The 25,750-nt window shown below is 68.0% G+C and carries 25 protein-coding genes; 10 read left to right on the forward strand and 15 right to left on the reverse strand.

The window, feature by feature from the left end:
• Positions 1-204 precede the first annotated feature (204 nt).
• The 5 genes from ABDJ85_RS18650 to ABDJ85_RS18670 form a co-directional block, all read right to left on the reverse strand.
• Positions 205-1,236, reverse strand: a complete 1,032-nt coding sequence (locus ABDJ85_RS18650; protein WP_347706312.1) for a LacI family DNA-binding transcriptional regulator — start codon at positions 1,234-1,236, stop codon at positions 205-207.
• A gap of 70 nt (positions 1,237-1,306) precedes the next feature.
• On the reverse strand, positions 1,307-1,669 hold the full coding sequence (locus ABDJ85_RS18655; protein WP_347706313.1) for an HU family DNA-binding protein: 363 nt from the start codon (positions 1,667-1,669) through the stop codon (positions 1,307-1,309).
• An 83-nt stretch (positions 1,670-1,752) separates the two neighbouring features.
• Positions 1,753-2,928 carry a fumarylacetoacetate hydrolase family protein gene (locus tag ABDJ85_RS18660; RefSeq protein ID WP_347706314.1) on the reverse strand — a complete coding sequence of 392 codons (1,176 nt, stop codon included), beginning with the start codon at positions 2,926-2,928 and terminating at the stop codon, positions 1,753-1,755.
• Between the two features lie 127 nt (positions 2,929-3,055).
• Entirely contained in the window at positions 3,056-3,868 is an 813-nt protein-coding gene (locus tag ABDJ85_RS18665; RefSeq protein WP_347706315.1) for an FTR1 family iron permease, read from the reverse strand.
• A 13-nt stretch (positions 3,869-3,881) separates the two neighbouring features.
• Positions 3,882-4,253 carry a cupredoxin domain-containing protein gene (locus ABDJ85_RS18670; protein ID WP_347706316.1) on the reverse strand — a complete coding sequence of 124 codons (372 nt, stop codon included), beginning with the start codon at positions 4,251-4,253 and terminating at the stop codon, positions 3,882-3,884.
• 88 nt (positions 4,254-4,341) lie between these two features.
• Here ABDJ85_RS18670 and ABDJ85_RS18675 point away from each other — a divergent pair, with 88 nt between their 5' ends.
• Positions 4,342-5,382 (forward strand): asparaginase, encoded by a 1,041-nt coding sequence (locus ABDJ85_RS18675; RefSeq protein ID WP_347706317.1) that lies wholly within the window; start codon positions 4,342-4,344, stop codon positions 5,380-5,382.
• A gap of 3 nt (positions 5,383-5,385) precedes the next feature.
• On the opposite strand, the gene hutC is transcribed toward ABDJ85_RS18675, so the two are convergent.
• The 10 genes from hutC to ABDJ85_RS18725 form a co-directional block, all read right to left on the reverse strand.
• Complete coding sequence (hutC, locus tag ABDJ85_RS18680; protein ID WP_347706318.1) at positions 5,386-6,105, reverse strand: histidine utilization transcriptional repressor HutC; 720 nt, start codon at positions 6,103-6,105, stop codon at positions 5,386-5,388.
• Positions 6,106-6,110: 5 nt separating this feature from the next.
• Entirely contained in the window at positions 6,111-7,361 is a 1,251-nt protein-coding gene (gene clsB / locus ABDJ85_RS18685) for a cardiolipin synthase ClsB (protein ID WP_347706319.1), read from the reverse strand.
• The gene (locus ABDJ85_RS18690) at positions 7,358-8,158 is read right to left on the reverse strand and encodes an endonuclease/exonuclease/phosphatase family protein (protein WP_347706320.1); all 801 of its coding nucleotides are present in this window, start codon (positions 8,156-8,158) and stop codon (positions 7,358-7,360) included. Before ABDJ85_RS18690 ends, clsB begins: the two co-directional genes overlap by 4 nt.
• 2 nt (positions 8,159-8,160) lie before the next feature.
• Positions 8,161-8,631, reverse strand: a complete 471-nt coding sequence (gene nudB, locus ABDJ85_RS18695) for a dihydroneopterin triphosphate diphosphatase (protein ID WP_347706321.1) — start codon at positions 8,629-8,631, stop codon at positions 8,161-8,163.
• A gap of 102 nt (positions 8,632-8,733) precedes the next feature.
• Positions 8,734-10,524: an aspartate--tRNA ligase gene (gene aspS, locus ABDJ85_RS18700; protein ID WP_347706322.1), complete on the reverse strand. Its 1,791-nt coding sequence runs from the start codon at positions 10,522-10,524 to the stop codon at positions 8,734-8,736.
• A gap of 101 nt (positions 10,525-10,625) precedes the next feature.
• On the reverse strand, positions 10,626-11,285 hold the full coding sequence (locus tag ABDJ85_RS18705) for a DUF502 domain-containing protein (protein ID WP_347706338.1): 660 nt from the start codon (positions 11,283-11,285) through the stop codon (positions 10,626-10,628).
• Positions 11,286-11,310: 25 nt separating this feature from the next.
• Entirely contained in the window at positions 11,311-11,625 is a 315-nt protein-coding gene (locus tag ABDJ85_RS18710) for an FmdB family zinc ribbon protein (protein ID WP_347706323.1), read from the reverse strand.
• Positions 11,626-11,757: 132 nt separating this feature from the next.
• Positions 11,758-13,221, reverse strand: a complete 1,464-nt coding sequence (locus tag ABDJ85_RS18715) for a high affinity choline transporter 1 (protein WP_347706324.1) — start codon at positions 13,219-13,221, stop codon at positions 11,758-11,760.
• 63 nt (positions 13,222-13,284) lie between these two features.
• Positions 13,285-14,856 carry a ubiquinone biosynthesis regulatory protein kinase UbiB gene (gene ubiB, locus ABDJ85_RS18720; protein ID WP_430765571.1) on the reverse strand — a complete coding sequence of 524 codons (1,572 nt, stop codon included), beginning with the start codon at positions 14,854-14,856 and terminating at the stop codon, positions 13,285-13,287.
• The gene (locus ABDJ85_RS18725) at positions 14,853-15,374 is read right to left on the reverse strand and encodes a hypothetical protein (protein ID WP_347706325.1); all 522 of its coding nucleotides are present in this window, start codon (positions 15,372-15,374) and stop codon (positions 14,853-14,855) included. The genes ubiB and ABDJ85_RS18725 overlap by 4 nt, the downstream gene beginning before the upstream one ends.
• Before the next feature lie 187 nt (positions 15,375-15,561).
• Between ABDJ85_RS18725 and ABDJ85_RS18730 the strand changes: the two genes are divergently transcribed.
• The 9 genes from ABDJ85_RS18730 to rfbC all read left to right on the forward strand — a co-directional run bounded on the left by ABDJ85_RS18730 (position 15,562) and on the right by rfbC (position 25,731).
• On the forward strand, positions 15,562-16,950 hold the full coding sequence (locus ABDJ85_RS18730; RefSeq protein ID WP_347706326.1) for an undecaprenyl-phosphate glucose phosphotransferase: 1,389 nt from the start codon (positions 15,562-15,564) through the stop codon (positions 16,948-16,950).
• 166 nt (positions 16,951-17,116) lie between these two features.
• Positions 17,117-18,307 carry an outer membrane beta-barrel protein gene (locus ABDJ85_RS18735; protein ID WP_347706327.1) on the forward strand — a complete coding sequence of 397 codons (1,191 nt, stop codon included), beginning with the start codon at positions 17,117-17,119 and terminating at the stop codon, positions 18,305-18,307.
• 123 nt (positions 18,308-18,430) lie between these two features.
• Positions 18,431-19,450 carry a UDP-glucose 4-epimerase GalE gene (gene galE, locus ABDJ85_RS18740; RefSeq protein WP_347706328.1) on the forward strand — a complete coding sequence of 340 codons (1,020 nt, stop codon included), beginning with the start codon at positions 18,431-18,433 and terminating at the stop codon, positions 19,448-19,450.
• Complete coding sequence (locus ABDJ85_RS18745; RefSeq protein ID WP_347706329.1) at positions 19,447-20,880, forward strand: mannose-1-phosphate guanylyltransferase/mannose-6-phosphate isomerase; 1,434 nt, start codon at positions 19,447-19,449, stop codon at positions 20,878-20,880. Before galE ends, ABDJ85_RS18745 begins: the two co-directional genes overlap by 4 nt.
• 99 nt (positions 20,881-20,979) lie before the next feature.
• Positions 20,980-22,038: a dTDP-glucose 4,6-dehydratase gene (gene rfbB / locus ABDJ85_RS18750; protein ID WP_347706330.1), complete on the forward strand. Its 1,059-nt coding sequence runs from the start codon at positions 20,980-20,982 to the stop codon at positions 22,036-22,038.
• Positions 22,035-22,919 (forward strand): dTDP-4-dehydrorhamnose reductase, encoded by an 885-nt coding sequence (gene rfbD, locus ABDJ85_RS18755; RefSeq protein WP_347706331.1) that lies wholly within the window; start codon positions 22,035-22,037, stop codon positions 22,917-22,919. Before rfbB ends, rfbD begins: the two co-directional genes overlap by 4 nt.
• Positions 22,916-24,247, forward strand: coding sequence for a hypothetical protein (locus ABDJ85_RS18760; RefSeq protein WP_347706332.1), 1,332 nt, complete (start codon positions 22,916-22,918; stop codon positions 24,245-24,247). The genes rfbD and ABDJ85_RS18760 overlap by 4 nt, the downstream gene beginning before the upstream one ends.
• Positions 24,248-24,274: 27 nt before the next feature.
• On the forward strand, positions 24,275-25,162 hold the full coding sequence (rfbA, locus tag ABDJ85_RS18765; protein ID WP_347706333.1) for a glucose-1-phosphate thymidylyltransferase RfbA: 888 nt from the start codon (positions 24,275-24,277) through the stop codon (positions 25,160-25,162).
• An 8-nt stretch (positions 25,163-25,170) separates the two neighbouring features.
• Positions 25,171-25,731, forward strand: coding sequence for a dTDP-4-dehydrorhamnose 3,5-epimerase (rfbC, locus tag ABDJ85_RS18770; RefSeq protein WP_347706334.1), 561 nt, complete (start codon positions 25,171-25,173; stop codon positions 25,729-25,731).
• Positions 25,732-25,750 lie beyond the last annotated feature (19 nt).

The raw sequence follows: 25,750 nt of genomic DNA on the forward strand, positions 1-25,750 counted from the left end.
AAAAAATGCAGGGCGCCAACCGCGACACTGTGAATCCTCACTGCAAGAGCTGCCCCTCGTGTGAAAAATCACGCGTGCCGGAGCCGGAGCTTAAGGGCTGTGCACAGGGGGTCTGACCGAGTTGACGCCGACATGCGTCAGCCATACCACGCTCTGCGGGAATACCCATAGCAAGGCCGCTCGCAGCGGCCCTTGCAGCGGCGCTCAGCCGCGACGGCGCACAGCGGTGGAGTCGCGCACGACGAGCTCGAAAGGCAGCACGCGGTGCACGGGCTCGGCGGCCGGATCACTGCGGCGGCGCACGAGCAGGTCAACAGCGAGGCTGGCCATTTCGGACACGGGTTGGCGCACGGTCGTCAGCGCCGGCCAGACCAGGGCGGCGGGCGGGGAATCATCAAAGCCGGCGACCGACAGGTCACCCGGCACCGACAGCCCGAGCCGCTGCGCTGCCGCGAGCACGCCCAGGGCCATGTCGTCGTTCGATGCGAACACCGCCGTGGGCCGCAGCGTGCGGCTCAGCAACTGGTGCGCAGCCTCGCGGCCGGTGTCGAACGAGAAGGAGCCCTGCTGAATGAGCTGGGCGTCAGGCTGCAGGCCGTGGGCGCGCAGCGCGTCCAGGTAGCCCTGGTAGCGGTGGGCGCTGGCGATCTGGTCGGGCGCGCCCTTGATGAAGGCGATGCGTTCATGACCCAGGCTGATGAGCAGGTTGGTCATGTCCTCGGCGGCGCGGATGTCGTCCATGCGCAGCGAGGGTGCGTCGGGCAGGTCACGCTCAGGCGAGATCTGCACGAAGGGTGTGTCGCTCTCGCGCAAGGCGTCCAGCACTTCCCGGCTGTCGCACAGTGGCGGCGTCAGGATCATGCCGTCGGGGCGCAGGGTCATGACCATGCGCTCGACCTGCTCCTGGAGGTCGCGCGTGTCGTGGTGCAGCGACTCGACAACCAGGTGGTAGCCCACCTCGCGGCAGTGCAAGGTGGCGCCTTGCTGCACGCGGCCGACGAAGGCGGCACTCGGGTCGTAATAGAGCAGGCCCAGCAGGAAGGAGCGACCGCCAGCGAGGCTGCGGGCCGACTGCTTGGGCCGGTAGCGCAGGGCCTTGACCACGCGCAGCACCTCGGCGCGCGTTTCCTCGTGGACGCCGGGCTCTTGGTTGAGCACGCGGGAGACCGTCTTGATGGACACGCCGGCCTGGCGGGCGACGTCGACGATGGTGGGACTGCTGCTACGCGTGCTCACGTGAATGCTTTCCTCACGGGCCGCAACGGCGGGTGCTGCGCACCCAAGCCGTCACGACGCGTGACCCTGATTACTTCTTGCCCTTGGCCTTGGCGGCGGGCTTGGCAGCCTTGGCGACCTTAGCAGCAGGCTTGGCAGCGGCCTTGCGGGCAGCGGCCTTGGGATCCACGGCGGCCTTGAAGCCAGCACCGGGGCTGAACTTGGGCAGCTTGGCGGCGGCGATCTTGATCTTGTCGCCGGTGGAGGGGTTCACGCCAGTGCGTGCGGCGCGGGCGTGCTGCTTGAAGCTGCCAAAGCCGGGGATGGACACCGTGTCGCCCTTTTTGACGGTGGTGACGATGGCATCCAGCAGGGTTTCAACGATGCGGCCGGCTTCGGCCTTGCTGACTTCGTGCTTGCTGGCGAGATGGCTGATCAGATCGGTCTTGTTCATGCTTCCTGTCGATAGAGAGGCCCGCACAACACGCGGGCGGCGGCGATTGTGGCCCAAGCGGGCAGCCCTGCTGCCCCGGGTAATCACACCAGGCCGCGACGGGCCAAATTGCTCATCAGCGCGCGCAGGCCAAAGCGCCAGGGCGCGGCGGTCTCGCTGTGAGTGACGCGGTTGCACAGCTCGCCAAACCGGCTGCTGCGGATCGAGACCCGGTCGCCCAGCTTGTGCGTGAAGCCACCGCCCGGGTGGTCACGGTCCTGCGTGGGCGCGAACAGCGTGCCGAGGAAGAGCATGAAGCCGTCCGGATACTGGTGTGCGGCCAGCACCTGCTCGACGATGTCGGCCGGGTCACGGCTGATGCGGCTCATCAGGTTGTGGCCGACCATCACGAAGCCGTCGTCACCTTCGACGCGCAGTTCCACCTCGGCGCGGCGCACGTCGTCGAGGTTGAAGCTGGCATCGAAGAGGCGAATGAAAGGCCCGATGGCACAAGAGGCGTTGTTGTCCTTGGCCTTGGAGAGCAGCAGCGCGCTACGGCCTTCGAGGTCGCGCAGGTTCACATCGTTGCCCAGCGCCGCGCCGACGATGCGGCCCGTGCTGCTGACCGCCAGCACCACCTCGGGCTCGGGGTTGTTCCAGCTGGAGTCGGAGCGCACGCCGATGTCGGCCCCGGTCCCGACGCTGGAGAGCACCGGTGCCTTGCTGAAGACCTCGGCATCGGGCCCGATGCCGACCTCCAGGTACTGCGACCACAGGCCCTGCTTTTGCAGCACGGCCTTGAGGCGCATGGCCTGCTCGGAGCCGGGCTTGATGGTGGAGAGGTCGGCTCCGATCTGGGCGACCACCTGGGCGCGGATGGCGTCGGCCTTGGCGGGGTCGCCCTTGGCCTGCTCTTCGATCACACGCTCGAGCATGCTGTTGGCAAAGGTGACGCCCGCCGCCTTGACGACCTGCAGGTCGCAAGGGGCGAGGAAGTAGGGCTGGGTCGCGTCGCGGCTGGCTTCGTCGCTGTTGGCCAGCAGGGCCTCGACACTGCCGAGCCGCTCGCCGGCCAGGGCTTTCACGGTGGCGGCGGGGTCGGCCTCTTCCAGCAGCGCACTCATGGTGGCGAAGTGGCGGCTCAGGTCATAGACGCCATCGGCCCGCAGCGCCACGAGGGACGGCCCGTCAGCGTCTGGGCGCCAGGCGCGGCCCACCAGGGTGCCGGCAAAACGGTCGTCAGGGAGGAAGCGGTCGGGCGTGGGCTGGGCAGCAGGCATGGCGCGGAATCCTTGAGGGTGAGACGGGCGCACCCACCGCTCTGACAGAGGTGGATAGCGCTAGCCCACAGGCTACCGCGTCGGCGGCCAAGCGCAAGCGGGCGCGCCCCCAATATCGCTTCGCCGTTCAGCGAGTCTTGGCTTGCTGAAGACGGGTGCCCACCACGATCAGCGTGATCACGGCCACATAGGCCATGAACTGCGCACCCGAGGGCTGGGCGTCGTAGCCCACCAGGGCATGGGCCAGGGTGCCCACGGCCGAGTCCGGCGACAGCCAGTGCGAGGTGTCCCACAGCGGGTCCACCCAGCGCTGCAGCAGGCCAGCCTGGGCCAGCGCCCGCATCAGCTGGCTGGCAATCGATGCCGCCAGCAGCGCGATCAGCGCATTGGTGGCCGTGAAGAGGTGGCGCACGGGGATGCGGCTCAGCCCGGCGTAGACCAGCCAGCCCAGCGCCACGCCGGCCAGCAGGCCCACGGTGCCGGCACCCAGCACGCCGGGGGCCAGCGCACCGCCTTCATCGGTGGCCGAGCCTGCGACGAAGAGCACCGTCTCGGCGCCCTCGCGCAACACGGCCAGCGCCACCGCGCCAATCAGTGCCCAGGGCCGGCGCTGCCCGGCGTTCACGCTGCTGCCCAGCTGGCGAGCCTCGCGCACCATCTGCTGCGAGTGGGTCGATACCCACAGGCAGTGCCAGAGCAGCATGGCCAGCGCCGTGGCCAGGATGCCGATGGTGACCAGGTCCTGCCCGATGCCGTCGAAGGCCTCGCTGATGCGCCCGGCCAGCAGGGCCAGCAACGCAGCGCCGACGACACCCAGGCCCACGCCCGTCGCCAGCCAGCGCGAACGTCCGGCCAAACCCCGCGTGGCGGCCGCCACGATGCCCACGAAGAGCGCGGCCTCCAGGCTCTCCCGGAAAACGATCAAAGCGGCCGAGAACATGCGCCCTGCTCCTTCACTCGGCGACGACCACGCCCTGCGCCGTCTTCTCGTTGAACTCGCCGAAGAAGCCATAGCGGCCCGGCTTGAGCGGCCCGATGAAGATGGTCGCCTTGCCGCCGCCGGGGATGACCTTCTCGCGGTTGAGCGACTTGCTCTCGAACTCCTCGGGCGTCTTGTCCTGGTTGTGCACGATCAGCTTCACGCGCTGGCCGGCGGGCACCTTGAGTTCGGCCGGCTCGAAGCGGTGGTCCTTGATCACCAGCAGCATCTCGACGTCGGCGGCCAAGGCCGGCGCGGCCAGGCCCACGGACAGAGCCGCCCCCAGTAGCGCACGGCGCAGCGGGTGGGCAAGGCGAGCGGACGGTTGAAAGTGCGAGCGTTCCATGGCGGTGAAGGGCGACACTGGGTGCCAAAAGCTGGATGGACCACATTCTAATGCGAATTATTCGCATTTGCATATGCCGGAGGCGAGCATGGGATTGGTGACGGGTGAGCCGGTGGTGGTGGAGGTGCTGCGGGGCGAGACCGTCGAGTCGCGCCACCTGGGCGCCCTCGCCGTGGTGGACGCGGCTGGCGCGCTTCACACGGCCTGGGGCGACATCGATCGCCCGGTCTTCCCGCGCTCGGCCGTCAAACTGCTGCAGGCACTGCCCCTGGTGACCAGTGGCGCGGCCGATGCCTTTGCCCTGAGCGATGCCGAGCTGGCCCTGGCCTGCGCCTCGCACAGCGGCGAGCCCGCGCATGTGGCCACGGCACAGGGCTGGCTAACGCGCCTGGATCTGTCGGCCGAGCACCTGGAATGCGGCACGCAGTGGCCTGCGCGCGAGCCCGTGTTACGGGCGCTGGTGGCCCGGGGCGAGGTGGCCGGCCCGCTGCACAACAACTGCTCGGGCAAGCACTGCGGCTTTCTGTGCCTGGCTTGCCATCTCGGCCATCAGTCGGGTGCCGCCAACCGGGCTGGCTTCGCGCGCGGCTACGTGGCGCCCGAGCACCCGGTGATGCGCGAGGTCACGCACGCGCTGGAGGTGGCCACCGGGCAGGACCTGGCCCGCGCGCCGCGTGGCATCGACGGCTGCTCCATCCCCACCTACGCCCTGCCCTTGCGCGCGCTGGCGCTGGCCTTTGCGCGCGTGGGCACGGGCAGCGGGCTGCCGCCTGACGTCGCCAGCGCCGCCGCGCGGCTGCGCCGGGCCGTGGCCCAGGCGCCCTTCATGGTGGGCGGCACCGACCGCTTTGACACCGAGGTGATGCAAGCCCTGGGCGAGCGGCTGTGCTGCAAGGTGGGCGCTGAAGGCGTCTACTGCGCCAGCCTGCCCGAGCTTGGCCTCGGACTGGCGCTCAAAATCGACGATGGCGCCAGCCGTGCGGCTGAGGCGGTGATGGCCCAGCTTGCGCTGCGCCTGCTGCGCCCCAGCGGCGATGCGGCCACGCTGCTGCAGCGGCTGGCGGCCCCGGTGATGCGCAACTGGCGCGGCACCGAGGTGGGCCGGCTGCGCATGCGCCTGGAGGGCTGAAGACTAGGTGCCCGCGCCAAACACGCCGTGCAACTGCAAGCGTGCGCCGGGGTGCACCCAGCGAGAGGTGGCCACGGCCAGGCCCCGGCTGTAGTGGATGCGACGCACCACCAGGCAGGGCGAGCGACGCGGCACGGCCAGCCAGCGGGCGTCGTCTTCGCTGGGCAAGGCAGCTTCGACCAAGGTGCGTGACGAGGACAGCGGCGCCACGTCCTGCAGGTAAGCAGCCGGCTGCTGCAGGCTGAAGTCCTGCGCCAAAAATTCGGGCGCGACCTGGGGGTTCACGACCAAGGTCTCGACCTGCAGCGGCGCCCCGCTGTCGCGGTGCACCACCACGGCCACAAACACCGGCGCACCGCGCTTGAGGCCCAGCTCGGCCGCCTGCTGGGCGCTGGCGCGGGCGCGCTCGGTGCGCTGCACCACCCAATCATGCTGGCCGCCACGCGCGGCGATCACATCGGCCACCTCGCGCACCTGCACCACGGCCGGCGCGCGGTGCAGCTGGGCCACAAAGCTGCCCACGCCCTGCACGCGCTCGATCAAGCCCTCCTGCTCCAGCTCGCGCAGCGCGCGGTTGGCCGTCATGCGGCTGATCTTGAAGCGCATGGTCAGCTGGCCCTCGCTCGGGAGCAGGTCACCCGCCTCCCAGCGGCCGCTGGCCATGCCCTCCTTCAGGTGGGTCTTGATGCGCAGATAGTGCGGGTCGGCAGCGGGCTTGGCCATGAGGTTCAGTATCGGCCGGCAGCGCCGGCCACACGCAGGTAGACGTGCGCGATCCAGGCCACCCAGGCGCGGCCCAACAAGGCGCGCCAGCCGGTGTGCGGCGGCGTGGTGACCTGCCGGGCCTCGGCCTGCGCGCTCTCGATTTCGGCGCGCAGCTGCTCGGCAAAGCGGCCGTCCAGCAGCACGACATTGGCTTCCAGGTTGAGCAGCAGCGAGAGCGGGTCGATGTTGGACGAGCCCACCGTGGCCCACTGGTCGTCCACCACAGCCACCTTGGCGTGCAGGAAGGCGGGCTGGTATTCGTAGATCTCGACGCCATGCTCCAGCAGCTCGGCATACAGGGCCTGGGCGGCCAACGCGGCCAGCCGGTAGTCCACCTTGCCCTGCAGCAGCAAGCGCACGCGCACGCCGCGCTGCGCGGCCTGGCGCAGCGCGCGGCGGATGCGCTGGCCGGGGTAGAAGTAGGGGCAGACCAGGTCCACCGTGCTTTGCGCCCGGCTGATGGCGTCCACATAGGCGCGCTCGATGGTGCGGCGCTGGCGCAGGTTGTCGCGCAGCACAAAGGCAGCGCGCACGGGCGGCAAGGGGTGGCTCAGCCGGCTCTGGCCGCGCGGCATGTGCACACGCCGCCACAGCGACGCGGCCCGCACCAGACGTGCAGGGCCGCGTGCCAGTGCCAGCAGCTCCTCGCCCACGTCGCGGCCCAGCCAGGCGCGCGTCCAGACCGCGCGGGCGGCCTGGCCCACGGCCTGCACCACGGGGCCGCGCAGCTCCACGGCGAAGTCGAGCCGGGGCGCATCACTGGCGCCGTGGTGCAGGTCGATGCGGTCGTCAATGAGGTTGATGCCGCCGACAAAGCCTTGCTCGCCATCCACCACGCAGAGCTTCTGGTGCAGGCGGCGCAATTGGCCCGGCTGCAGCCAGCGCCACCAGCGGTCCAGCGGCCGGAACACCGCAAAGGCCACACCGCTGCCTTCGAACTCGCGGTGCAGCGCGCCGAGACTGTCCTTGCTGCCAAAGCCGTCCACCACCACACAGACCTTGACGCCCCGCCGCGCCGCTGCCACCAGGCGCGCGCACAGGCGCAGGCCGGTTTCGTCGTGGTGAAAGATGTAGGTGGCCACCCAGACCTCGCGCTGCGCTGCGTCCACCGCCGCCAGCATGCGCGGGAAGAGCGCATCACCGCCGCGCAGCAGCCGGGCCTCATTGCCGCCCGAGAGCTCGGCGGGGATCAGCCAGGCGGGGGCGAGGCTCATTCGAGCTGCAGATCCACCAGCAGGGGCAGATGGTCAGACATGCGCGCCCAGCTCGGGCCGCGCGGCACCTGCAAGCCCACGCAGCGCAGGCCGCGCGTGTAGACGCGGTCGAGCGAGAAGATGGGCAGGCTGGACGGGAAGGTGGCCGCCCGGTGCCGCCCCGGTGCCACCGCACGGCGCAGGCCGCAGCCGCGCATGAGGCCATCCAGGCGCTCGCCCCAGTCATTGAAGTCGCCGGCCACGATCAGCGGCTCACCGGACGGCACCTCGCGCTCGATGTAGCTGGCCAGGCGCTGCACCTGGCGCACGCGGCCGCCATGCAGCAAGCCCAGGTGGACGACGATGGCGTGCACATCGGCCCCCTGCCAGCGCACCGGCACGTGCAGCAGGCCGCGCTGCTCGAAGGCGTGGTCCGACACGTCGTGGTGGCCCACGTCGCCCAGCGGCCAGCGCGACAGCAGCGCATTGCCATGCTCGCCGCCCTTGGTCACGGCATTGGTGCGGTAGGCGGCCTCGTAGCCGTGCGGCGCCAGGAACTCGGCCTGCCCCTCCTTGGGCCAGCCAAACCAGGTGCGCTCAAAGTCCACCGCATGCCCGTGGTGGAAGTGCCGCACCTCCTGCAGGAAGACGAGGTCGGCGTCCAGCGCCTGCACGCCCATGGCCAGGTTGTGGATCTCCAGGCGCTTGGCCGGCCCGAGGCCGCGCACGCCCTTGTGGATGTTGTAGGTGGCCACCCGCAGGCTGGGCCCCTGCAGGCTGGCCGGCACGGCGACGGTGGTGCGGCGAAAGGGTCTCAAGGTCAGCGAGCTTGAACGGATGCGCCGGGCGTGTAGCGCGGCAGTTGCAGGATGGCCTCGGCGTTGGACGGCGAGAAGCAGCGGTCGGCGGCCTCTTGGTATGGCAGCCACACAAAGGCGGTGTGCTCACGCGGGCTGAGGCGCGGCGTGTCCGCCTGCGGCAGGCACAGCCCAAACACATGCTCGGTGTTCTGCGTCACGCCGGGCGCATAGCGGTGGCGCCAGTGCGGGTAGATCTCGTAGATGTTGGCCAGGCCCCAGTCGCGCAGCGTGCCGGCCGCAAAGCCGGTTTCCTCGCGCACCTCGCGCCACGCGGCCTCGGCCAGCGCCTCGTCGGGTTGGTCCAGCGAGCCCGTCACGCTCTGCCAGTAGCCCGGGTGGTCAGCGCGCTCGATCAGCAGGACCTGCAACTCTGGCGTGTGGATGACGACGAGAACGGACTCGGGGATCTTGAACGGCGTGGCCTCAGGCATAAGCGCCAGCATAGCGGCACGCACGCCTGCGGCCAGTCCGCCGGCCCCAACGAAAAACCCCGCCGCAGCGGGGTTTCAGGGATGCAGAGCGGGACGCAATGCTCAGGCGGCGGCGCCCGCGTTGCGCAGGCGGATGTGCAGCTCGCGCAGTTGCTTCTCGTCCACATGGCTGGGGGCGCCGGTCAGCAGGCACTGGGCGCGCTGGGTCTTGGGGAAGGCGATCACGTCGCGGATGGACTCGGCCTTGGTCATCATGGTGACGATGCGGTCCAGGCCAAAGGCCAGACCACCGTGCGGGGGCGCGCCGTACTGCAGCGCGTCGAGCAGGAAGCCGAACTTGACGCGTTGGTCTTCGGCGCTGATGTTCAGGGCCTCGAAGACCTTGGCCTGCACGTCGGCGCGGTGGATACGCACCGAACCACCGCCCAGCTCCCAGCCGTTGAGCACCATGTCGTAGGCCTTGGCCACGCACTTGCCGGGGTCGGTGGACATGTAGTCCTCGTGGCCGTCCTTGGGCGCGGTGAAGGGGTGGTGCACGGCGTTCCAGCGGCCACCTTCCTCGTCGTGTTCGAACATCGGGAAGTCCACCAGCCACAGCGGGGCCCAGCGGTCTTCAAAGAGGCCGTTGGCCTTGCCGAAATCGCTGTGGCCGACCTTGAGGCGCAGGGCGCCGATGGCGTCGTTGACGACCTTGGCCTTGTCGGCACCGAAGAAGAGCAGGTCGCCGTCCTTCGCGCCGGTGCGCTTGAGGATCTCGGCAATGGCTTCGTCGTGGATGTTCTTGACGATGGGCGACTGCAGGCCCTCACGGCCCTTGGCAATCTCGTTGACCTTGATCCAGGCCAGGCCCTTGGCGCCGTAGATCTTGACGAACTCGGTGTAGGCGTCGATCTCACCGCGGCTCATCGCGCCGCCACCAGGCACGCGCAGGGCCACCACGCGGCCACCGGGGGTGGTGGCCGGGCCGCTGAAGACCTTGAAGTCCACCGTCTTCATCGCATCGGTCAGCTCGGTGAACTCGAGCATGACGCGCAAGTCGGGCTTGTCGGAACCGAAGCGGAACATGGCCTCCGAGTAGGTCATGACCGGGTACTCGCCCAGGTCCACGCCCATGGCCTCCTGGAAGACGTGGCGGATCATGCCCTCGAACATCGTGCGAATTTCCTGCTCGGTGAGGAAGCTCGTCTCGATATCGATCTGCGTGAACTCGGGCTGGCGGTCGGCGCGCAGGTCCTCGTCGCGGAAGCACTTGGTGATCTGGTAGTAGCGGTCAAAGCCCGAGACCATCAGCAGCTGCTTGAAGAGCTGGGGCGACTGCGGCAGCGCGAAGAACATGCCGTCATGGACGCGGCTGGGCACGAGGTAGTCGCGCGCGCCTTCGGGTGTGCTCTTGGTCAGCATCGGGGTCTCGATGTCGACGAAGCCGAGCTTGTCCAGGTAGTTGCGCACCAGCATGGCCACGCGGTAGCGCAGCATCATGTTCTTCTGCATCACGGGGCGGCGCAGGTCCAGCACGCGGTGGGTGAGGCGCGTGGTCTCGGAGAGGTTGTCGTCGTCGAGCTGGAAGGGCGGCGTCACCGAGGGGTTGAGCACTTCGAGCTCATGGCAGAGCAGCTCGACCTTGCCGGAGACGAGGTTGGCGTTCTCGGTGCCGGCCGGACGGGCGCGGACCTTGCCGATGACCTTGAGGCAGAACTCGTTGCGGACTTCTTCGGCCACCTTGAACATGTCGGGGCGGTCGGGGTCGCAGACGACCTGGACCAGGCCTTCGCGGTCGCGCAGGTCGATGAAGATGACGCCGCCATGGTCGCGGCGGCGGTGGGCCCAGCCCATCAGGGTGACGGTTTGATCGAGCAGCTTCTCGCTGACTTGGCCGGCGTAGCAGGTGCGCATGATATGGTTCTCCGAATGCGTGTGTTCTTGGGGTCTTGTGGCGCTGCGCGGGCGGAAGGATCAGGTCCAGCAGCCCTCAGGGTTGAACGCTTGCCTGGCGCTCAACCCACGGGGTTTCGTTCAGCGGCGTCTTCGCAGGGCGCGTTGCCGGCAGGGGGCGCTACCGTGCCCATCGAGATGATGTACTTGAGCGCTTCGTCCACGCTCATGGCCAGCGGCTGGATCTCGCTGCGCGGCATCATCAGGAAGAAGCCCGAGGTGGGGTTGGGCGTGGTGGGCACGTAGACGCTGACATGCTCGCTGGCCAGGTGGCAGGCCACCTCGCCGCTGGGCGTGCCGGTGACGAAGGCAATCGTCCACGAGCCCTCACGCGGGTACTGCACCAGCACAGCCTCGCGGAAGGCGTTGCCGCTGCTCGAGAACAGGGTGTCGGACACCTGCTTCACCGAGCTGTAGATGTTCTTGACGATGGGGATGCTGCCCAGCAGGCGGTCCCACTGGCGCAGCCACCACTGGCCAAAGATGTTGGCAACGAAGACGCCCGTCAGCAGCAGGGCACCGGCCAGGATCACGAGCCCGAGGCCGGGCACGTGGTGCAGGCTGAGCAAGCCATCACGCCAGGCCGCCGGCAGCACCAGGGCCAGAGCCGCCAGCAGCGAGCCGAAGACGCCATTGACGACGTCGAGGATCTGCCCGAGCACCCAGATGGTGATGGCCAGCGGCAGCCAGACCAGCAGGCCGGCAACGAGGTATTTGCGCATCGGGGCAGTCACGGGGCGGCCAGCGTCAGTGGCAGGCGCAGGAGCCGCCGCAGGACGCGCCACCCGAGGCCGAGCTGCCGGCGTCGGAAGCCGCCGACGAGGACTCGGATTTGGCCGGTTCTGCAGCCGCCGCCGGGGCTGCCGCAGCAGCTGTGGCGCCGCCCTTGAAGTCGGTCGCGTACCAGCCGGAGCCCTTGAGCTGGAAGCCCGCAGCGGTCACTTGTTTGGAGAACGCTTCGGCGCCGCAGGCCGGGCAGGTGCTCAGCGGGGCGTCAGACAGTTTCTGCAACACGTCCTTGGCATGGCCACAGGCGCTGCAGCGGTAGGCGTAGATAGGCATGGGGAGGGCCGGACGGAAAAACGTGGGATTTTAGGGCCTGGCCCCGCCGGCACCTTGATGCACCGGACTGGGGCCACGCCACGGCTCCGACAGATGGGGCCGTGGCGGCGCGGTTCAAGGCACGGCGACGCCTCAGGGATTCGGCTTGAGGTGGTGGCTGACGTGGTCGTGGCGGTTGGCCAGGATCTGCGGCATCAGCGAACCCACCCCCATGCCCAGCAACGCGGCCAGCAAGCCCGCCAGCTGACCCGGGAAGCGCTCGCCCCAGGTGGTGACCTGCGGAAAGAACAGCACCCAGACCATCACGCCAGCAAAGATCGAGACGATGGCGCCCTGGGTGGTGGCCTTGGACCAGTACAGGCCAAACACCAGCGGCACGAAGGCCGCGACCAGGGTCACCTGGTAGGCGGCGCTGACCAGCTCGTAGATGGGCGTGCCCTGCAGGGCGATGGCATAGACCAGCACCGCAAAGGCGAAGATGACCAGCGTGACCCGCATTGCCACCAGGGCCTGCTTGTCGCTCATGCCGGGGCGGATCTGCTTGAGAATGTTCTCAACGAAGCTGGTGGTGGGCGCCAGCAGCGTGGCCGACGAGGTGCTCTTGATGGCCGAGAGCAGCGCGCCGAAGAACAGGATCTGCATGACCAGCGGCATGTGGCCCATGATGAAGCTGGGCAGCACGCGCTGGTAGTCGTTCTGGGCCATGTCCAGGGCCTTGTCGCCCATCACGACCGTGGCGGCCAGCACGATGAACATGGGCACGAAAGCGAACACGATGTAGCTGAAGCCGCCGATCATGGCGCCCCGCTGCGCGGTCTTGGCGTCCTTGGCGGACATCACGCGCTGGAAGACGTCCTGCTGCGGGATGGAGCCCAGCATCATGGTCAGCGCCGCGCCGACGAACATGGCCAGGTCGGTGAAGCTGGGCTCGGGCAGGAAGCGGCCCAGGTCGCGCTTGGCGGCAGCCTCCAGCACCACGCCCGCGCCGCCGGCCAGGTCGGCAGCAAACACGGCAATGATGGAGAGCCCGACGACCAGCACGATCATCTGGATGAAGTCGGTCCAGGCCACGGCCAGGAAGCCGCCGATCACGACGTAGATGAGCACGGCCAGCAGGCCGACGATCATGCCCATCTGCGAGGACATCGCGCCATCGGTCAGGATGGAGAACACCAGGCCCAGGGCCGTGACCTGCGCGGCCACCCAGCCCAGGTAGCTGAGGATGATGGCCAGCGAGCAGAAGATCTCGACGCCGCGCCCGTAGCGCTGGCGGTAGAAGTCGCCGATGGTCAGCAGGTTGAAGCGGTACAGCTTGGCGGCAAAGAAAGCACCCACCAGCACCAGGCACATGCCGGCGCCGAAGGGGTCTTCGATGATCGCGCCCAAGCCGCCCTGCACGAACTTGGCGGGGATGCCCATCACCGTCTCCGCACCAAACCAGGTCGCAAAGGTGGTGGTGATCACCATGATGAGCGGCAGGCTGCGCCCCGCGACGGCAAAGTCAGCCGTGCCCTTGATGCGCGAGCCTGCCCAGACGCCGATGCCGAGAGTCCCCAGCAGGTAGAGCACGACGAAGACGATCAAGGTGGTGTTCATGGCGCCGGGGAGCTCTTGAAAAAATCGCGCGGATTATGGCGGCGCGCTGGCCAGGGATCGAGGCTAGAAATACTCACCAAACCAGCGCCCCGCCACCAGCGTGGCGGCCACGCCAGCGGCAAAACCGACCACAGCCCAAAGCACCAAGGCCAGCATGCGGTTGGTGCTACGCAATTCGCGGACCAGGGCGCGCAGTTCGGGGTCGCTGCCGCGCGCCTGGGCCTTGAGCGCGTCGTGCAACAGGCGAGGGATCTCGGGAACGAGGTGCGCGTAGCGCGGCGCCTCGCGCGAGAGCTTGTCGCGCAGCGCGGGCCAGCCCACCTGCTGCTGCATCCAGCGCTCCAGGAAGGGCTTGGCCGTGGCCCAGAGGTCGAGGTCGGGGTCCAACTGCCGGCCCAGGCCCTCGATGTTCAGCAAGGTCTTTTGCAGCAGCACCAGTTGCGGCTGGATCTCGACGTTGAAGCGGCGCGAGGTCTGGAACAGGCGCATCAGCACCTGGCCGAGCGAGATGTCCTTCAGGGGGCGGTCAAAGTGCGGCTCGCACACCGCCCGCACGGCGCTTTCGAGCGCGTCCACCCGCGTCTCCGGCGGCACCCAGCCCGAGGCGATGTGCAGCTCGGCCACGCGCTTGTAGTCGCGCCGGAAGAAGGCGATGAAGTTCTGCGCCAGGTAGTCCTTGTCGGTCTCGGTGAGCGTGCCGATGATGCCGAAGTCCAGCGCCACGTAGCGCCCAAAAGTGGCCGGGTCGATGCTGACCTGGATGTTGCCCGGGTGCATGTCGGCATGGAAGAAGCCGTCACGGAACACCTGGGTGAAGAAGATGGTGACGCCATCGCGCGCCAGCTTCTTGATGTCGATGCCCGCAGCGACCAGGCGCTCCATCTGCGAGATGGGCACGCCCTTCATGCGCTCCATCACCAGCACCTCGGCGCTGCACAGGTCCCAATGCATCTCCGGGACGAGCACCAGATCCAGGTCCGCCATGTTGCGGCGCAGCTGGGCGGCGTTGGCGGCTTCGCGCACCAGGTCGAGTTCGTCATGCAGGTACATGTCGAACTCGGCCACGACCTCGCGAGGCTTCAGGCGGCGGCCATCGCTGGACAGACGCTCGATCCAGCCGGCCACGAAGCGCATCAGCGACAAATCGTCGTCGATGAAGTCCAGCATGCCGGGCCGCAGCACCTTGACGGCGACCTCGCGGCCGTCCTTGAGCGTGGCGAAGTGCACCTGGGCGATGGACGCACTGGCCACAGGATGCTCATCGAAGGAGCCAAACAGCTCACCCACCGGCCGCCCAAAGGCGCGCTCCACCAGGCTGCGGGCCAGTTGCGGGTCAATCGGCGGGACGCGGTCCTGCAGGTGGGCCAGTTCGTCGGCCATGTCGGGCGGCAGCAGGTCGCGCCGTGTCGAGAGCACCTGCCCGAACTTGACCCAGATCGGGCCCAGGTGCTCCAGGGCCAGACGCAGGCGCACGCCGCGCGGCTGCTGCCACTGGCGGCCCAGGCGCGTCACGCGCCGCAGCAGGCGGAAGCGCCGGGCCCGCAGGCCGGACAGCGCCAGATCGTCCAGCCCGAAGCGCCAGATCGTCCAGGCAATGACCAGCAGCCGTGCGACGAAACGCAGACCGCCGATCATGGGTTGCGAGCCCGCCCACCCGCGCCGGCCGCCACCGTCTTGGCCAGCGCCCCGATCGCATCGCGAGCGCTGCGCGCAAAGCGCACGATCTGCCGCGCGGGCAGCGGCCCGACCACGCCGGCCAGGTCGTCCTCAATGTCCCAGCGCAGGTTCTCGATCAGCCAGTTCAGCTCTGAAGCCACCGCCGCATCGCCCTGCACCGTCACCCGGGGCCGCTCAACGCCCAGGGCCGACATCGCCAACTGCCAAGGCTGGCTGCCGTCGATCTCGACGCGCAGCGACTCGGGCGGCGCGGCGTCGAGCCGCTCGAACAGCCCGGCCGGCGTGACCGCCAGCACCAAATCGGGCGGCGCCGGCAAAAAGCCCGGCGCGCCGGCCACATGCACCACAACGGCTCGGCCGGTGATCCGCGCCAGACGCTGCTGCGCCACCGGTTCGCGCGACAGCACGTGGTTGCCCAACAGCACCAGACGCTCCTGCACCGCAGGGGCCGCCATCTTTATCCAGGAATCAAGCATCCCGGGATTCTAGGGACGCAGCCCGTGCGGCTTCGTCGAAGCCAGAGGCGGGCAAGCAGCGAGCGGCCTCTCAAAAGGTGCGAATTCACCAAACGCCCCATGAACGTGGCTCACTCGTCAATCAGGGAGAGCACGAAATTGCACGAGAATCCCGCGTCTAGCTTTCAGCCCCCTGTCCACTGCCACGATGTTCGAGGATCGCAGCTACAAGAGAACGTTCTACAGCGCGCCGCAATCGGTCGAGTCGCTGGTCGCTGCGCTTTTGGAGCCTGGGCTGATCGTCCTCAGCTATCTCGGTGTCAGCGACTACTTCGACGAGCCGGTGATGCGGCCGGCGCTGACGCTGTGCCTGCTGGTCTTTGCACTGACCTTCCCGGGGCGCAACCGTTTTGGCGACCACCCGGCCAGTGCGCTGATCGACGTCGTCTCTTCCTGGCTGGTGCTGCTGGGCATCCTGCTGCTGTGTGGCTACGCCACCAACAGCCTGCACTATTTCGAAGACCAGGTCCTGCTCTGGTGGGGCGTGCTCACCCCCGTGCTGCAGATCGCCGCCATCGAATCAGGCCGGCGCATCCAGCGTTGGCGGGCCCGCGCGCCAGGTGCCCGGCGCACGGCGGTCGTCGTCGGCGCGGCCGGCCTGGGTCACAAGGTAGCGCGCTCACTGCGCGAGGTGGGCGGGGTCGAGTGCCTGGGCTTTTTTGACGACCGCAGCCCCGACCGTCTGCACGCCGAAGCCTCCGACAAGGTGCTCGGCTCGCTGGACAGCCTGCCCGATTACATCCGCCAGCACGGCGTGCGCGAGGTCTACATCACCCTGCCGCTGGGCTCGCAGCCGCGCATCGTCGAGCTGCTCGAGCGCATCCAGGGCACCACGGCCTCGCTGTTCTTCGTGCCCGACGTCTTCGGCATCAGCATCATCCAGGGCCGCCTGCTCGACTTGGCAGGTATGCCCGTCGTCGGCATCTGCGAGACCCCCTTCACCGGTACCAACCAGCTGATGAAGCGCATCAGCGACATCGTGCTGGCGTCCATCATCCTGGTGCTGATCTCGCCGCTGCTGGTCCTGGTCGCCATCGGCGTCAAGCTCAGCTCGCCCGGCCCCATCATCTTCAAGCAGCGCCGCAATGGGCTCGATGGCGAGGAGATCGAGGTCTACAAGTTCCGCTCCATGCGCACCATGGACAACGGCCCCGTGGTCAAGCAGGCCACCAAGGACGACCCCCGCATCACGCGCTTCGGTGCCTTCATCCGCCGCACCTCGCTCGACGAGCTGCCGCAATTCATCAATGTGTTGCAAGGCCGCATGAGCATCGTCGGGCCGCGCCCCCACGCCGTGGCGCACAACGAGGAGTACCGCCAGTTGATCAAGGCCTACATGGTCCGGCACAAGGTGCGCCCCGGCATCACCGGCTGGGCGCAGGTCAATGGCCTGCGTGGCGAAACCGACACCCTCGACAAGATGCGTGCACGCGTCGAATACGATCTTGAGTACCTGCGCAATTGGTCCATCGCGCTGGACCTGCAGATCATCATGCGCACGGTCCGGCTCGTGATCTTCGATCGTCACGCCTTTTAAGAGGGTGAGAGGAAATCCAACGTGCCCGCTTTGACTCCCCAATCCACCCCGCTCGTCGTTGCAAATGCGCGCCGTAGCCCGAGCTACGGCTGTGCTTTGCGCCTAGGTCGGGGCGCTTTGGGAAGCCCTCTCGGGCTCGCCGGATTCCCTCTCACCCTCTGAGCCGATGCTGCTGCCCACGCCCCGCCTCTGTCTCGCCCTCGGCCTGCTGCTCTCAGCCTGGTCGGCACACGGCCAGGAATCCTCGCCCTACTACTTCGGCGCCAGCGCCGGCCTCACGCACGTCTCCAACGTCTACCGGCGCGGCGACACCTCCAATGCGGACCGTGTCACCTCCCTGGGGCTGTTGGCAGGGCTGGACCAGCGCCTTGGGCGCGCGCGGCTGCGTATCGACACGTCAGCAAACAACAACCGCTACGCGACGCTGCGTGACCTGAACAACACCAGCTACTCAGGCCGTTCCACTGTCGACTGGGAGACGCTGGGCGACCTGTCAGGGACGGTGACGGCCAGCCGCAGCCGCACGCTGGCCGAGTTCAACATCGGCCGCGGCGCGGACAACGTGCCGCTGCCCTCACAGCAAAACCGCGAGAGCAATGGCGAGTATTCCGCCCTTGTGCGTCTGGGGGCCAAGAACCGCTACAGCCTGGAGGCCGGTTGGGCTTTTCGAAAGCGCGACTTCAGCGCCATCGAGTACAGCCGCTACGCCTATTCCCAGCATTCGGTGCAAGTGGGTGCCTATGCCAAGCCTGGCGCCAACCTGAAGGTGGGTGTCGTCGGCCGCAAGTCCAAGGGTAAGAACCCGCGCTACCCGGTGGTGGTGTCGGGCTTCCCGTTGCTGCTTGAGAACCCCTACCGCCGCACTGACATCGACTTGACGGCCTCCTGGGCCACCGGGGGTTCGAGCCAACTGGATGCCCGCGTCAGCCGCAGCCGCACGCGCAACGACCTGCTGCTCGTCAACAACTTCAGTGGCACGACAGGCGCGCTGACCTGGAGTTGGCTGCCGGCGCCCAAGCTGCAGCTGCGCTTCAACGCCAGCCGCGACACCGGGGTCGAGAGCCGCATCCAGTCGTCCGACATCGACCGCCTGTACCACTCGCTGGGCGCCACCGCCAACTACGAACTCACCGGCAAGCTCTTCCTACAGGCCAGCCTCAGCCGCATCAGCAACCGGCGCGACAGCATCGGTGCCTACGACAACGACGCCACGCAGTCGATCGGCCTGCGCTGGGCCTATTCGCGCAGTATCAGCCTGAGCTGCCAGGCTGCCCGTTCCAGCCGGGACAGCAGCGTGGCGCTCTACACCTACCGGGCCAACAGCCTCGGGTGTACCGGCCAGTTCTTCGTTTTCTGACCTGCCGCCGCGCTCGCGCCCTGACCCGGGCGTGAACTGCGTCCGCATTTGCTTGCGCCTTCGCGCGCGCAGTCGGGCACGCAAGCTGCGCTGGTCACCGTTCGGAATTACGCTTCGCAGTCCATGTCCGCCACCATCCTGCTCACCGGCGCCGCCGGCTACATCGCCTCCCACACCTGGCTTGCGCTTCAAGCCTCGGGCTTCCGGGTCGTGGGGGTCGACAACTTCTCCAACAGCTCGCCCCGCGTGCTCGACCGCCTTCGCGTGCTGGCGCCGGCCGCCATCGAGTTCGAGCAGGCCGACGTTTGCGACGCTGCCGCGATGCGTGCCGTCTTCCAGCAGCACAAGCCCGATGCGGTGGTCCACTTTGCCGCCTTCAAGGCGGTAGGTGAGTCGGTCGCTCAGCCACTGGCCTACTACCGCAACAACCTCGGTGGCCTCGTCAACACCTGCGAGGTGATGCGTGAGGCCGGCTGCAAGCGCATGGTCTTCAGCTCCAGCGCTACCGTCTACGGCGTGCCTGAGCGCCTGCCGCTGCGCGAGGACGCCCCAACCTCCGCCACCAACCCCTACGGCCAAACCAAGCTGATGGGTGAGCAGATCCTGCGCGATCTGGGGGTCGCCGACCCGGCCTGGCAAACCGCCATCCTGCGTTACTTCAACCCCGTCGGCGCCCACGAGAGCGGCCGCATTGGCGAAGACCCGCGCGGCACGCCCAACAACCTGATGCCCTATGTCGCTCAGGTCGCCGTTGGCCGGCGCGAGAAGCTCGCCGTCTTCGGCAACGACTACGACACCCCCGACGGTACCGGCGTGCGCGACTACATCCACGTCTGCGACCTGGCCGAAGGCCATGCCGCCGCGCTGCGCTACCTGCTCGATGCCCCGCGCTCCATCACCGTCAACCTCGGCACCGGCCAGGGCTACAGCGTGCTGGACCTGGTGCGCGCCTACGAGGCCGCCAGCGGCCGGCCCGTGCCGTATGAGATCGTGGCCCGCCGCCCCGGCGACGTGGCCGCCTGCTGGGCCGACCCCAGCTTTGCCGCCGAGCAACTCGGCTGGCGCGCCGTGCATGGCCTCGCGCGCATGTGTGAAGACAGCTGGCGCTGGCAAACCAACAACCCCAAGGGATTCGAGGAATGATCTCCGTTCAACCCGTCATCATGGCCGGCGGTTCCGGCACTCGCCTGTGGCCGCTGTCGCGCGCCGGCTACCCCAAGCAATTCCTGGTGCTTTCGGGTAACGAGAGCCTGTTCCAGTTGGCCGCCCGGCGCCTGGCCGACCTGGCCAGCCCTGACGTCCAGGTCGCTGCGCCCTGCATCGTCGGCAACGAGGAGCACCGCTTCCTGGTGCTCGACCAACTGCGTGAGGTCAAGCTCGACCCCGCCAGCGTGCTGCTCGAACCCATGGGCCGCAACACCGCACCGGCCCTGACCCTGGCCGCGCTGGAAGCGCTGGAGGGCGGCAAGGACCCCGTTCTCGTCGTCACCCCGGCTGACCAGACCGTCACCCAGCCCGCCGCCTTCACGGCTGCATTGCAGCAAGCCATCCGCGCGGCCGATGGTGGCGCCATCGCCATCCTCGGCATCACGCCGGACCGGCCCGAGACCGGCTACGGCTACATCCGCACCCAGTCCGACGCGGCCGGCCTGGCCGTGGCCCAGTTCGTCGAGAAGCCCAACCTCGACACCGCCAAGGGCTACCTGGCTGCCGGCGGCTACTACTGGAACAGCGGCATGTTCGTGCTGCGCGCCAGCGTCTGGATGAAGGCGCTCGAGCGCTTCCGCCCCGACATCGCGGAGGCTACAGCCGCCGCCTGGGCCGTCCGCAAGACCGACGCCAAGTTCGTCCGTCCCGGCAAGGCCGAGTTTGGCGCCGTGCCCAGCGAGTCGGTCGACTACGCCGTCATGGAGCGCTGCCCCGGCACCGATCTCAGCCTGCGCATGATCCCGCTCGACGCCGGCTGGAACGACCTCGGCGCCTGGGAGGCCGTCTGGCAGGTGGCCGACAAGGACGCCCACGGCAACGCCTCGGTGGGCGACGCCCTGATCGCTGACAGCGAGAACACCCTCGTCCACGCCACCAGCCGCCTCGTCGGCGTGGTGGGCCTCAAGGATGTGGTCGTGGTCGAGACGGCCGATGCCGTGTTGGTCAGCGACCGCGCCCGCAGCCAGGAGGTCAAGCAGATCGTCAACCGCCTGGGCAAGGAACAGCGCGGCGAGCAGAACCTGCACCGCAAGGTCCACCGCCCCTGGGGCTGGTACGACAGCATCGACCAGGGCGAGCGCTTCCAGGTCAAGCGCATCATGGTCAAGCCGGGCGCCTCTTTGAGCCTGCAGATGCACCACCACCGCGCCGAGCACTGGATCGTCGTCAGCGGCACCGCCGAGATCGTCAACGGCGACAAGACCATCCTGCTGACCGAGAACCAGTCCACCTACATCCCGCTCGGGCAGACCCACCGCCTGGCCAACCCCGGCAAGGTGCCGCTCGAGATCATCGAAGTCCAGTCCGGCTCCTACCTCGGCGAGGACGACATCGTCCGCTTTGAGGACACCTACGGGCGAAACTGACGGCCATACCGTCCCTTTCACCTCCCAAACCGGGCCCGAAGACGCGCTAACCTGCGTGCCTTCGGGCCTTTCCCTTTTTTGTGATTCGGACTGACGACCATGACCATCCTCGTCACCGGCGGTGCCGGCTTCATCGGCAGCAACTTCGTGCTTGACTGGCTGCGCGGCAGCGACGAGCCCGTCGTCAACCTCGACGCCCTCACCTACGCCGGCAACCCCGAGAACCTGGCCAGCCTGCAGGGCGACCCCCGCCACATCTTTGTGCAGGGCGACATCTGCGACCGCCTGCTGGTGGCCCAGCTCATCAACCAGCACAAGCCGCGCGCCATCGTCCACTTTGCGGCCGAGAGCCACGTGGACCGCTCCATCCACGGCCCCGGCACCTTCATCAAGACCAATATCGACGGCACCTTCACGCTGCTCGAAGCCGCACGCGCCTACTGGACCGAGCTGCAGGGCGAGGCCAAGGCGGCCTTCCGCTTCCACCACGTCTCGACCGACGAGGTCTACGGCTCCCTCAAGGCCGACGACCCGCCCTTTTCTGAGACCAACCCCTACGAGCCCAACAGCCCCTACAGCGCCAGCAAGGCCGCCAGCGACCATCTCGTGCGCGCCTGGCACCACACCTATGGCCTGCCGGTGGTGACGACCAACTGCTCCAACAACTACGGGCCCTATCACTTCCCCGAGAAGCTGATCCCGCTGATGATCGTCAACGCCCTCGCCGGCAAGCCCCTGCCCGTCTACGGCGACGGCCAGCAAATCCGCGACTGGCTCTACGTCACCGATCACTGCAGCGGCATCCGCGCCGTGCTGGCTGGCGGGCGACTGGGTGAGACCTACAACATCGGCGGCTGGAACGAGAAGGCCAACATCGACATCGTCAAGACCGTCTGCGCCTTGCTCGACGAAATGCGCCCCGACCCCGCCGGCAAGTACGAGCGCCTGATCACTTACGTGAAAGACCGCCCCGGCCACGACCGCCGCTACGCCATCGACGCCCGCAAGATCGAGCGCGAGCTCGGCTGGCGCCCGGCCGAGACCTTCGACACCGGCATCCGCAAGACCGTGCGCTGGTATCTGGACAACCCCGACTGGGTCGCCCGTGTGCAAAGCGGCGCCTACCGTGAGTGGCTCGACAAGCAGTACGCCAAATGAAGATTCTTCTCCTCGGCAAAGGCGGCCAGGTCGGCTGGGAGCTGCAGCGCTCCCTCGCCCCTTTGGGCGATGTGATGGCGCTCGATCACGATGACGGCGGCAGCTTCACCGACCCTCAAGGCCTGCTGGCCCGCGTGCAGGCCTATGCGCCCCAGGTCATCGTCAATGCCGCTGCGCACACCGCCGTGGACAAGGCCGAGAGCGAGCCCGAGCTGGTGCGCCAGATCAATGCCACCACCCCCACCCTGCTGGCCATCGAAGCCGCGCGGCTGGGCGCCCTCCTCGTCCACTACTCGACCGACTACGTCTTCGACGGCAGCGGCAGCGCCCCGCGCCATGAAGACGCGCCCATCAACCCCTTGAGCGTCTACGGCGCCACCAAGGCCGAGGGCGAGGATGGCATCCGCGTGAGCGGCTGCCACCACCTCATCCTGCGCACCAGCTGGGTCTATGCCGCACGCGGCGGCAACTTCGCCAAGACCATGCTGCGCCTGGCCGCCGAGCGCGAGCAGCTCAAGGTCATCAACGACCAGATCGGCGCGCCCACCGGCGCCGATCTGCTGGCCGACCTCACCGCCCACATGCTGCGCGCTGCGCGCGTGAACCCGGCCCTGTCTGGCACCTACCACGCCGTGGCCGGCGGCGAGACCAGCTGGTACGACTACGCCCGCTTCGTCATCGAGTTCGCGCGGGCCAAGGGCCAGCCCATCAAGGTGGCGCCCGACCAGATCCTGCCCATCCCGACGAGCGACTACCCCACGCCCGCCCAGCGCCCGCTCAACTCACGGCTCGACACCAGCCGCCTGCAGCAGCGCTTTGGCCTCAAGCTGCCGCACTGGCAGGCCGGGGTCGAGCGCATGCTGCTCGAGGTCCTGCCTTGATCTCGGCACAGGGACTCGTCGCCTGCGCGCTGTCCCTCTGTCTGCTTGTGGTGCCGGGCCTGGGCAGTGCCCAGTCGGACGAGCCCCTGTGGGCCCAAGCCCCCGAGGAGCAGCTCAGCGAGGGGCTGATCGATCAAGCGCTGGATAGCCAGCGCTCCCCGGTGCAACTTCGCAAGCCTTGGTACGCGCTTCGTCTGCGCGGACAGGCGCTGGAGATCTCCAGCGTGGCCCGCACCCGGCTGTCCAAGCATGCGCTGGAGATGAGCATCACCTTCGCGCCCTCGGAGCCCGCGTCCGCCCCCTCGGTGTCGACGCCCTACTTCCTGCATGCCCTCGATCTCCCGCCCGACGCCTTCATGGCGGTGCGAGCGAGCACGTTTGACGGCACCGCCAGCGACGCGAGGCTCAAGGCACTGCATGGCCGCCACGCCAACACGCTGGCAACGCCTGCGCTCCTCACCGCGCAATGGAAGCAGGCGCTGGTCGACGCCCGTCGGCCGCAGGCGGTTGAGCGATGGGACGTGTTCACCGATGTGCAACGCCGCACCGACGGCCAACTGCTGGCGGGCTCCATGCGCCTGCTGGCCAGGAAGCTGGGCGAGCCCGACGTCATCGAGCTGCTGCCCGCCGCGCACGGCATGGTCTTCCAGCGGCAAGAGTTGTTGTGGCTGGGCTGGCTGCCTGGGGATACACGGCCCAGCTTTGTACTCAAGCGCACCTGGTTGACCGGGGAAGAGGAGTTCGTCGTCGGGCTCAACCAGAAGCTGGCCAAGCAGACGACGGACCCCGACCACCCCTACCGCGCCTTCAGCTCGGGCGTGTCCGAGACCGAGAGCCACCCGCTGAAGCCCGCTGGCCAGAAGCGCGCGTATCCGTCGGAGCTGTCAAACCCGGCGCTGGTCGCGTTTGACGCCAGCGAGTGGTCACGCCAGCGCGAGGCGGCACTGAAGACGCCCTTGGTGCCGCGCCGTTTGCTGGAGCAGACCGTTGCGTTCGAAGGAAGTCCTGTCAAGGTCTGGGCGGAGTACTTGCCCCGGCTCCAGCGGTCAGAAGGCAACCGGTCAGAAGCAAGCTCCGCCACCGAGCAGTTCTGGGGTGGAGACGTCGCCATCAAGGTGAACTTCAGGGGCAAGACCTCGGTCCTGATGGAAGCGGGCTACCTGGAGGATCCGATGCAAATCAGAATCGGCCTGGCCCAAGATGGCGAGGTCGCCATCCACATGGACTACGTCCCGCACTACAACAACAGCTTCACGCGCTGGTGGGTCTGGGACGAAGCAAGCGCACGATTCCGCCGCTGGCTGGACTACCAAAGTCAGGGCTGTTGAACCCTTCACCTACAAGCGAAGCCTCACATGAACACTGGTCGCAAAGGCATCATCCTCGCGGGCGGCTCCGGAACCCGGCTGCACCCGGCTACGTTGGCCATGAGCAAGCAACTGCTGCCGGTCTATGACAAGCCCATGGTCTATTACCCGCTCAGCACCTTGATGCTGGCCGGCATCCGCGACATCCTCCTGATCAGCACGCCGCAGGACATCCCGCGCTTCGAGGCCCTGCTGGGGGACGGCTCGCGCTGGGGTCTCAACATCAGCTACTGCGTGCAGCCCAGCCCCGACGGCCTGGCCCAGGCCTTCATCCTCGGCAAGCAGTTTGTGGGCAACAACCCCAGCGCCTTGGTCCTGGGCGACAACATCTTCTACGGCCACGACTTCGCCTCGCTGCTTGGCAACGCCACCGCCAACAGCGTCGGCGCCAGCGTGTTCGCCTATCACGTGACCGACCCTGAGCGCTACGGCGTGGTCGAGTTCGACGCCCACAAGCGCGCCCTGTCCATCGAAGAAAAACCCAAGGCCCCCAAGAGCAACTACGCGGTCACGGGCCTCTACTTCTACGACGAGCAGGTCTGCGACATCGCCGCCAGCATCAAGCCCAGCCCACGTGGCGAGCTGGAGATCACCGACGTCAACGCCCGCTACCTGGCCCAGGGCCAGCTCAACGTCGAGATCATGGGCCGCGGCTACGCCTGGCTCGACACCGGCACGCACGACAGCCTGCTCGAAGCCGGCCAGTTCGTCGCCACGCTCGAGAAGCGCCAGGGCCTCAAGATGGCCTGCCCCGAAGAAATCGCCTTCCGCCACGGCTGGATCGATGCCGCGCAGTTGGAGGCACTGGCCAAGCCGCTGGCCAAGAACGGCTATGGCCAGTACCTGCTCAAGCTGCTGACCGACAAGGCCTTCTGAACACCGCCATGCAAGTCACGCCCACCTCCCTTCCCGAAGTCCTGCTGATCGAGCCCAAGGTCTTTGGTGACGCACGCGGCTTCTTCATGGAAGCATGGAGTGAGGCGCGCTTCAACGCTGCCGTGGGCTACAACGTCCACTTCGTGCAGGACAACCACTCGCGCTCCAGCCGGGGCGTGTTGCGTGGCTTGCATTACCAGTTGCCCCCCAACCCGCAAGGCAAGCTCGTGCGCTGCGTGAGTGGCCGCGTGTTCGACGTCGCCGTGGACCTGCGCCGCAGCAGCCCACGCTTTGGCCAGTGGGTGGGCTTCGAACTCTCTGAAGACAACAACCGCCAGCTCTGGATCCCGCCCGGCTTTGGGCATGGCTTCCTGGTGCTGTCCGAGACGGCCGACTTCCTCTACAAAACCTCGGGCGCCTACGCCCCGGAGTGTGAGGGCGCTGTGCGCTGGGACGACCCGACGGTAGGGGTGGCTTGGCCGTTGGCTGAGTTGGACGGTGTGGCGCCGCAGTTGTCGGCCAAGGATGTGGCGGCGCCTTTGTTGGGTGTGGCGAAGCACTTCGAGTGAGGCCTTGAAGTCGGGTTGC

This window comes from Roseateles paludis (assembly GCF_039872745.1).
Classification (GTDB): domain Bacteria; phylum Pseudomonadota; class Gammaproteobacteria; order Burkholderiales; family Burkholderiaceae_C; genus Pelomonas; species Pelomonas paludis.

Bases quoted from the DNA above. Each gene is read 5' to 3' on its own strand.
- ABDJ85_RS18655 (WP_347706313.1), bottom strand. From the start codon at position 1,669: ATGAACAAGACCGATCTGATCAGCCATCTCGCCAGCAAGCACGAAGTC.
- ABDJ85_RS18660 (WP_347706314.1), bottom strand. From the start codon at position 2,928: ATGCCTGCTGCCCAGCCCACGCCCGACCGCTTCCTCCCTGACGACCGT.
- ABDJ85_RS18665 (WP_347706315.1), bottom strand. From the start codon at position 3,868: ATGTTCTCGGCCGCTTTGATCGTTTTCCGGGAGAGCCTGGAGGCCGCG.
- ABDJ85_RS18670 (WP_347706316.1), bottom strand. From the start codon at position 4,253: ATGGAACGCTCGCACTTTCAACCGTCCGCTCGCCTTGCCCACCCGCTG.
- ABDJ85_RS18675 (WP_347706317.1), top strand. From the start codon at position 4,342: ATGGGATTGGTGACGGGTGAGCCGGTGGTGGTGGAGGTGCTGCGGGGC.
- hutC (WP_347706318.1), bottom strand. From the start codon at position 6,105: ATGGCCAAGCCCGCTGCCGACCCGCACTATCTGCGCATCAAGACCCAC.
- clsB (WP_347706319.1), bottom strand. From the start codon at position 7,361: ATGAGCCTCGCCCCCGCCTGGCTGATCCCCGCCGAGCTCTCGGGCGGC.
- nudB (WP_347706321.1), bottom strand. From the start codon at position 8,631: ATGCCTGAGGCCACGCCGTTCAAGATCCCCGAGTCCGTTCTCGTCGTC.
- aspS (WP_347706322.1), bottom strand. From the start codon at position 10,524: ATGCGCACCTGCTACGCCGGCCAAGTCAGCGAGAAGCTGCTCGATCAA.
- ABDJ85_RS18705 (WP_347706338.1), bottom strand. From the start codon at position 11,285: ATGCGCAAATACCTCGTTGCCGGCCTGCTGGTCTGGCTGCCGCTGGCC.
- ABDJ85_RS18710 (WP_347706323.1), bottom strand. From the start codon at position 11,625: ATGCCTATCTACGCCTACCGCTGCAGCGCCTGTGGCCATGCCAAGGAC.
- ABDJ85_RS18715 (WP_347706324.1), bottom strand. From the start codon at position 13,221: ATGAACACCACCTTGATCGTCTTCGTCGTGCTCTACCTGCTGGGGACT.
- ubiB (WP_430765571.1), bottom strand. From the start codon at position 14,856: ATGATCGGCGGTCTGCGTTTCGTCGCACGGCTGCTGGTCATTGCCTGG.
- ABDJ85_RS18725 (WP_347706325.1), bottom strand. From the start codon at position 15,374: ATGCTTGATTCCTGGATAAAGATGGCGGCCCCTGCGGTGCAGGAGCGT.
- ABDJ85_RS18730 (WP_347706326.1), top strand. From the start codon at position 15,562: ATGTTCGAGGATCGCAGCTACAAGAGAACGTTCTACAGCGCGCCGCAA.
- ABDJ85_RS18735 (WP_347706327.1), top strand. From the start codon at position 17,117: ATGCTGCTGCCCACGCCCCGCCTCTGTCTCGCCCTCGGCCTGCTGCTC.
- galE (WP_347706328.1), top strand. From the start codon at position 18,431: ATGTCCGCCACCATCCTGCTCACCGGCGCCGCCGGCTACATCGCCTCC.
- ABDJ85_RS18745 (WP_347706329.1), top strand. From the start codon at position 19,447: ATGATCTCCGTTCAACCCGTCATCATGGCCGGCGGTTCCGGCACTCGC.
- rfbB (WP_347706330.1), top strand. From the start codon at position 20,980: ATGACCATCCTCGTCACCGGCGGTGCCGGCTTCATCGGCAGCAACTTC.
- rfbD (WP_347706331.1), top strand. From the start codon at position 22,035: ATGAAGATTCTTCTCCTCGGCAAAGGCGGCCAGGTCGGCTGGGAGCTG.
- rfbA (WP_347706333.1), top strand. From the start codon at position 24,275: ATGAACACTGGTCGCAAAGGCATCATCCTCGCGGGCGGCTCCGGAACC.
- rfbC (WP_347706334.1), top strand. From the start codon at position 25,171: ATGCAAGTCACGCCCACCTCCCTTCCCGAAGTCCTGCTGATCGAGCCC.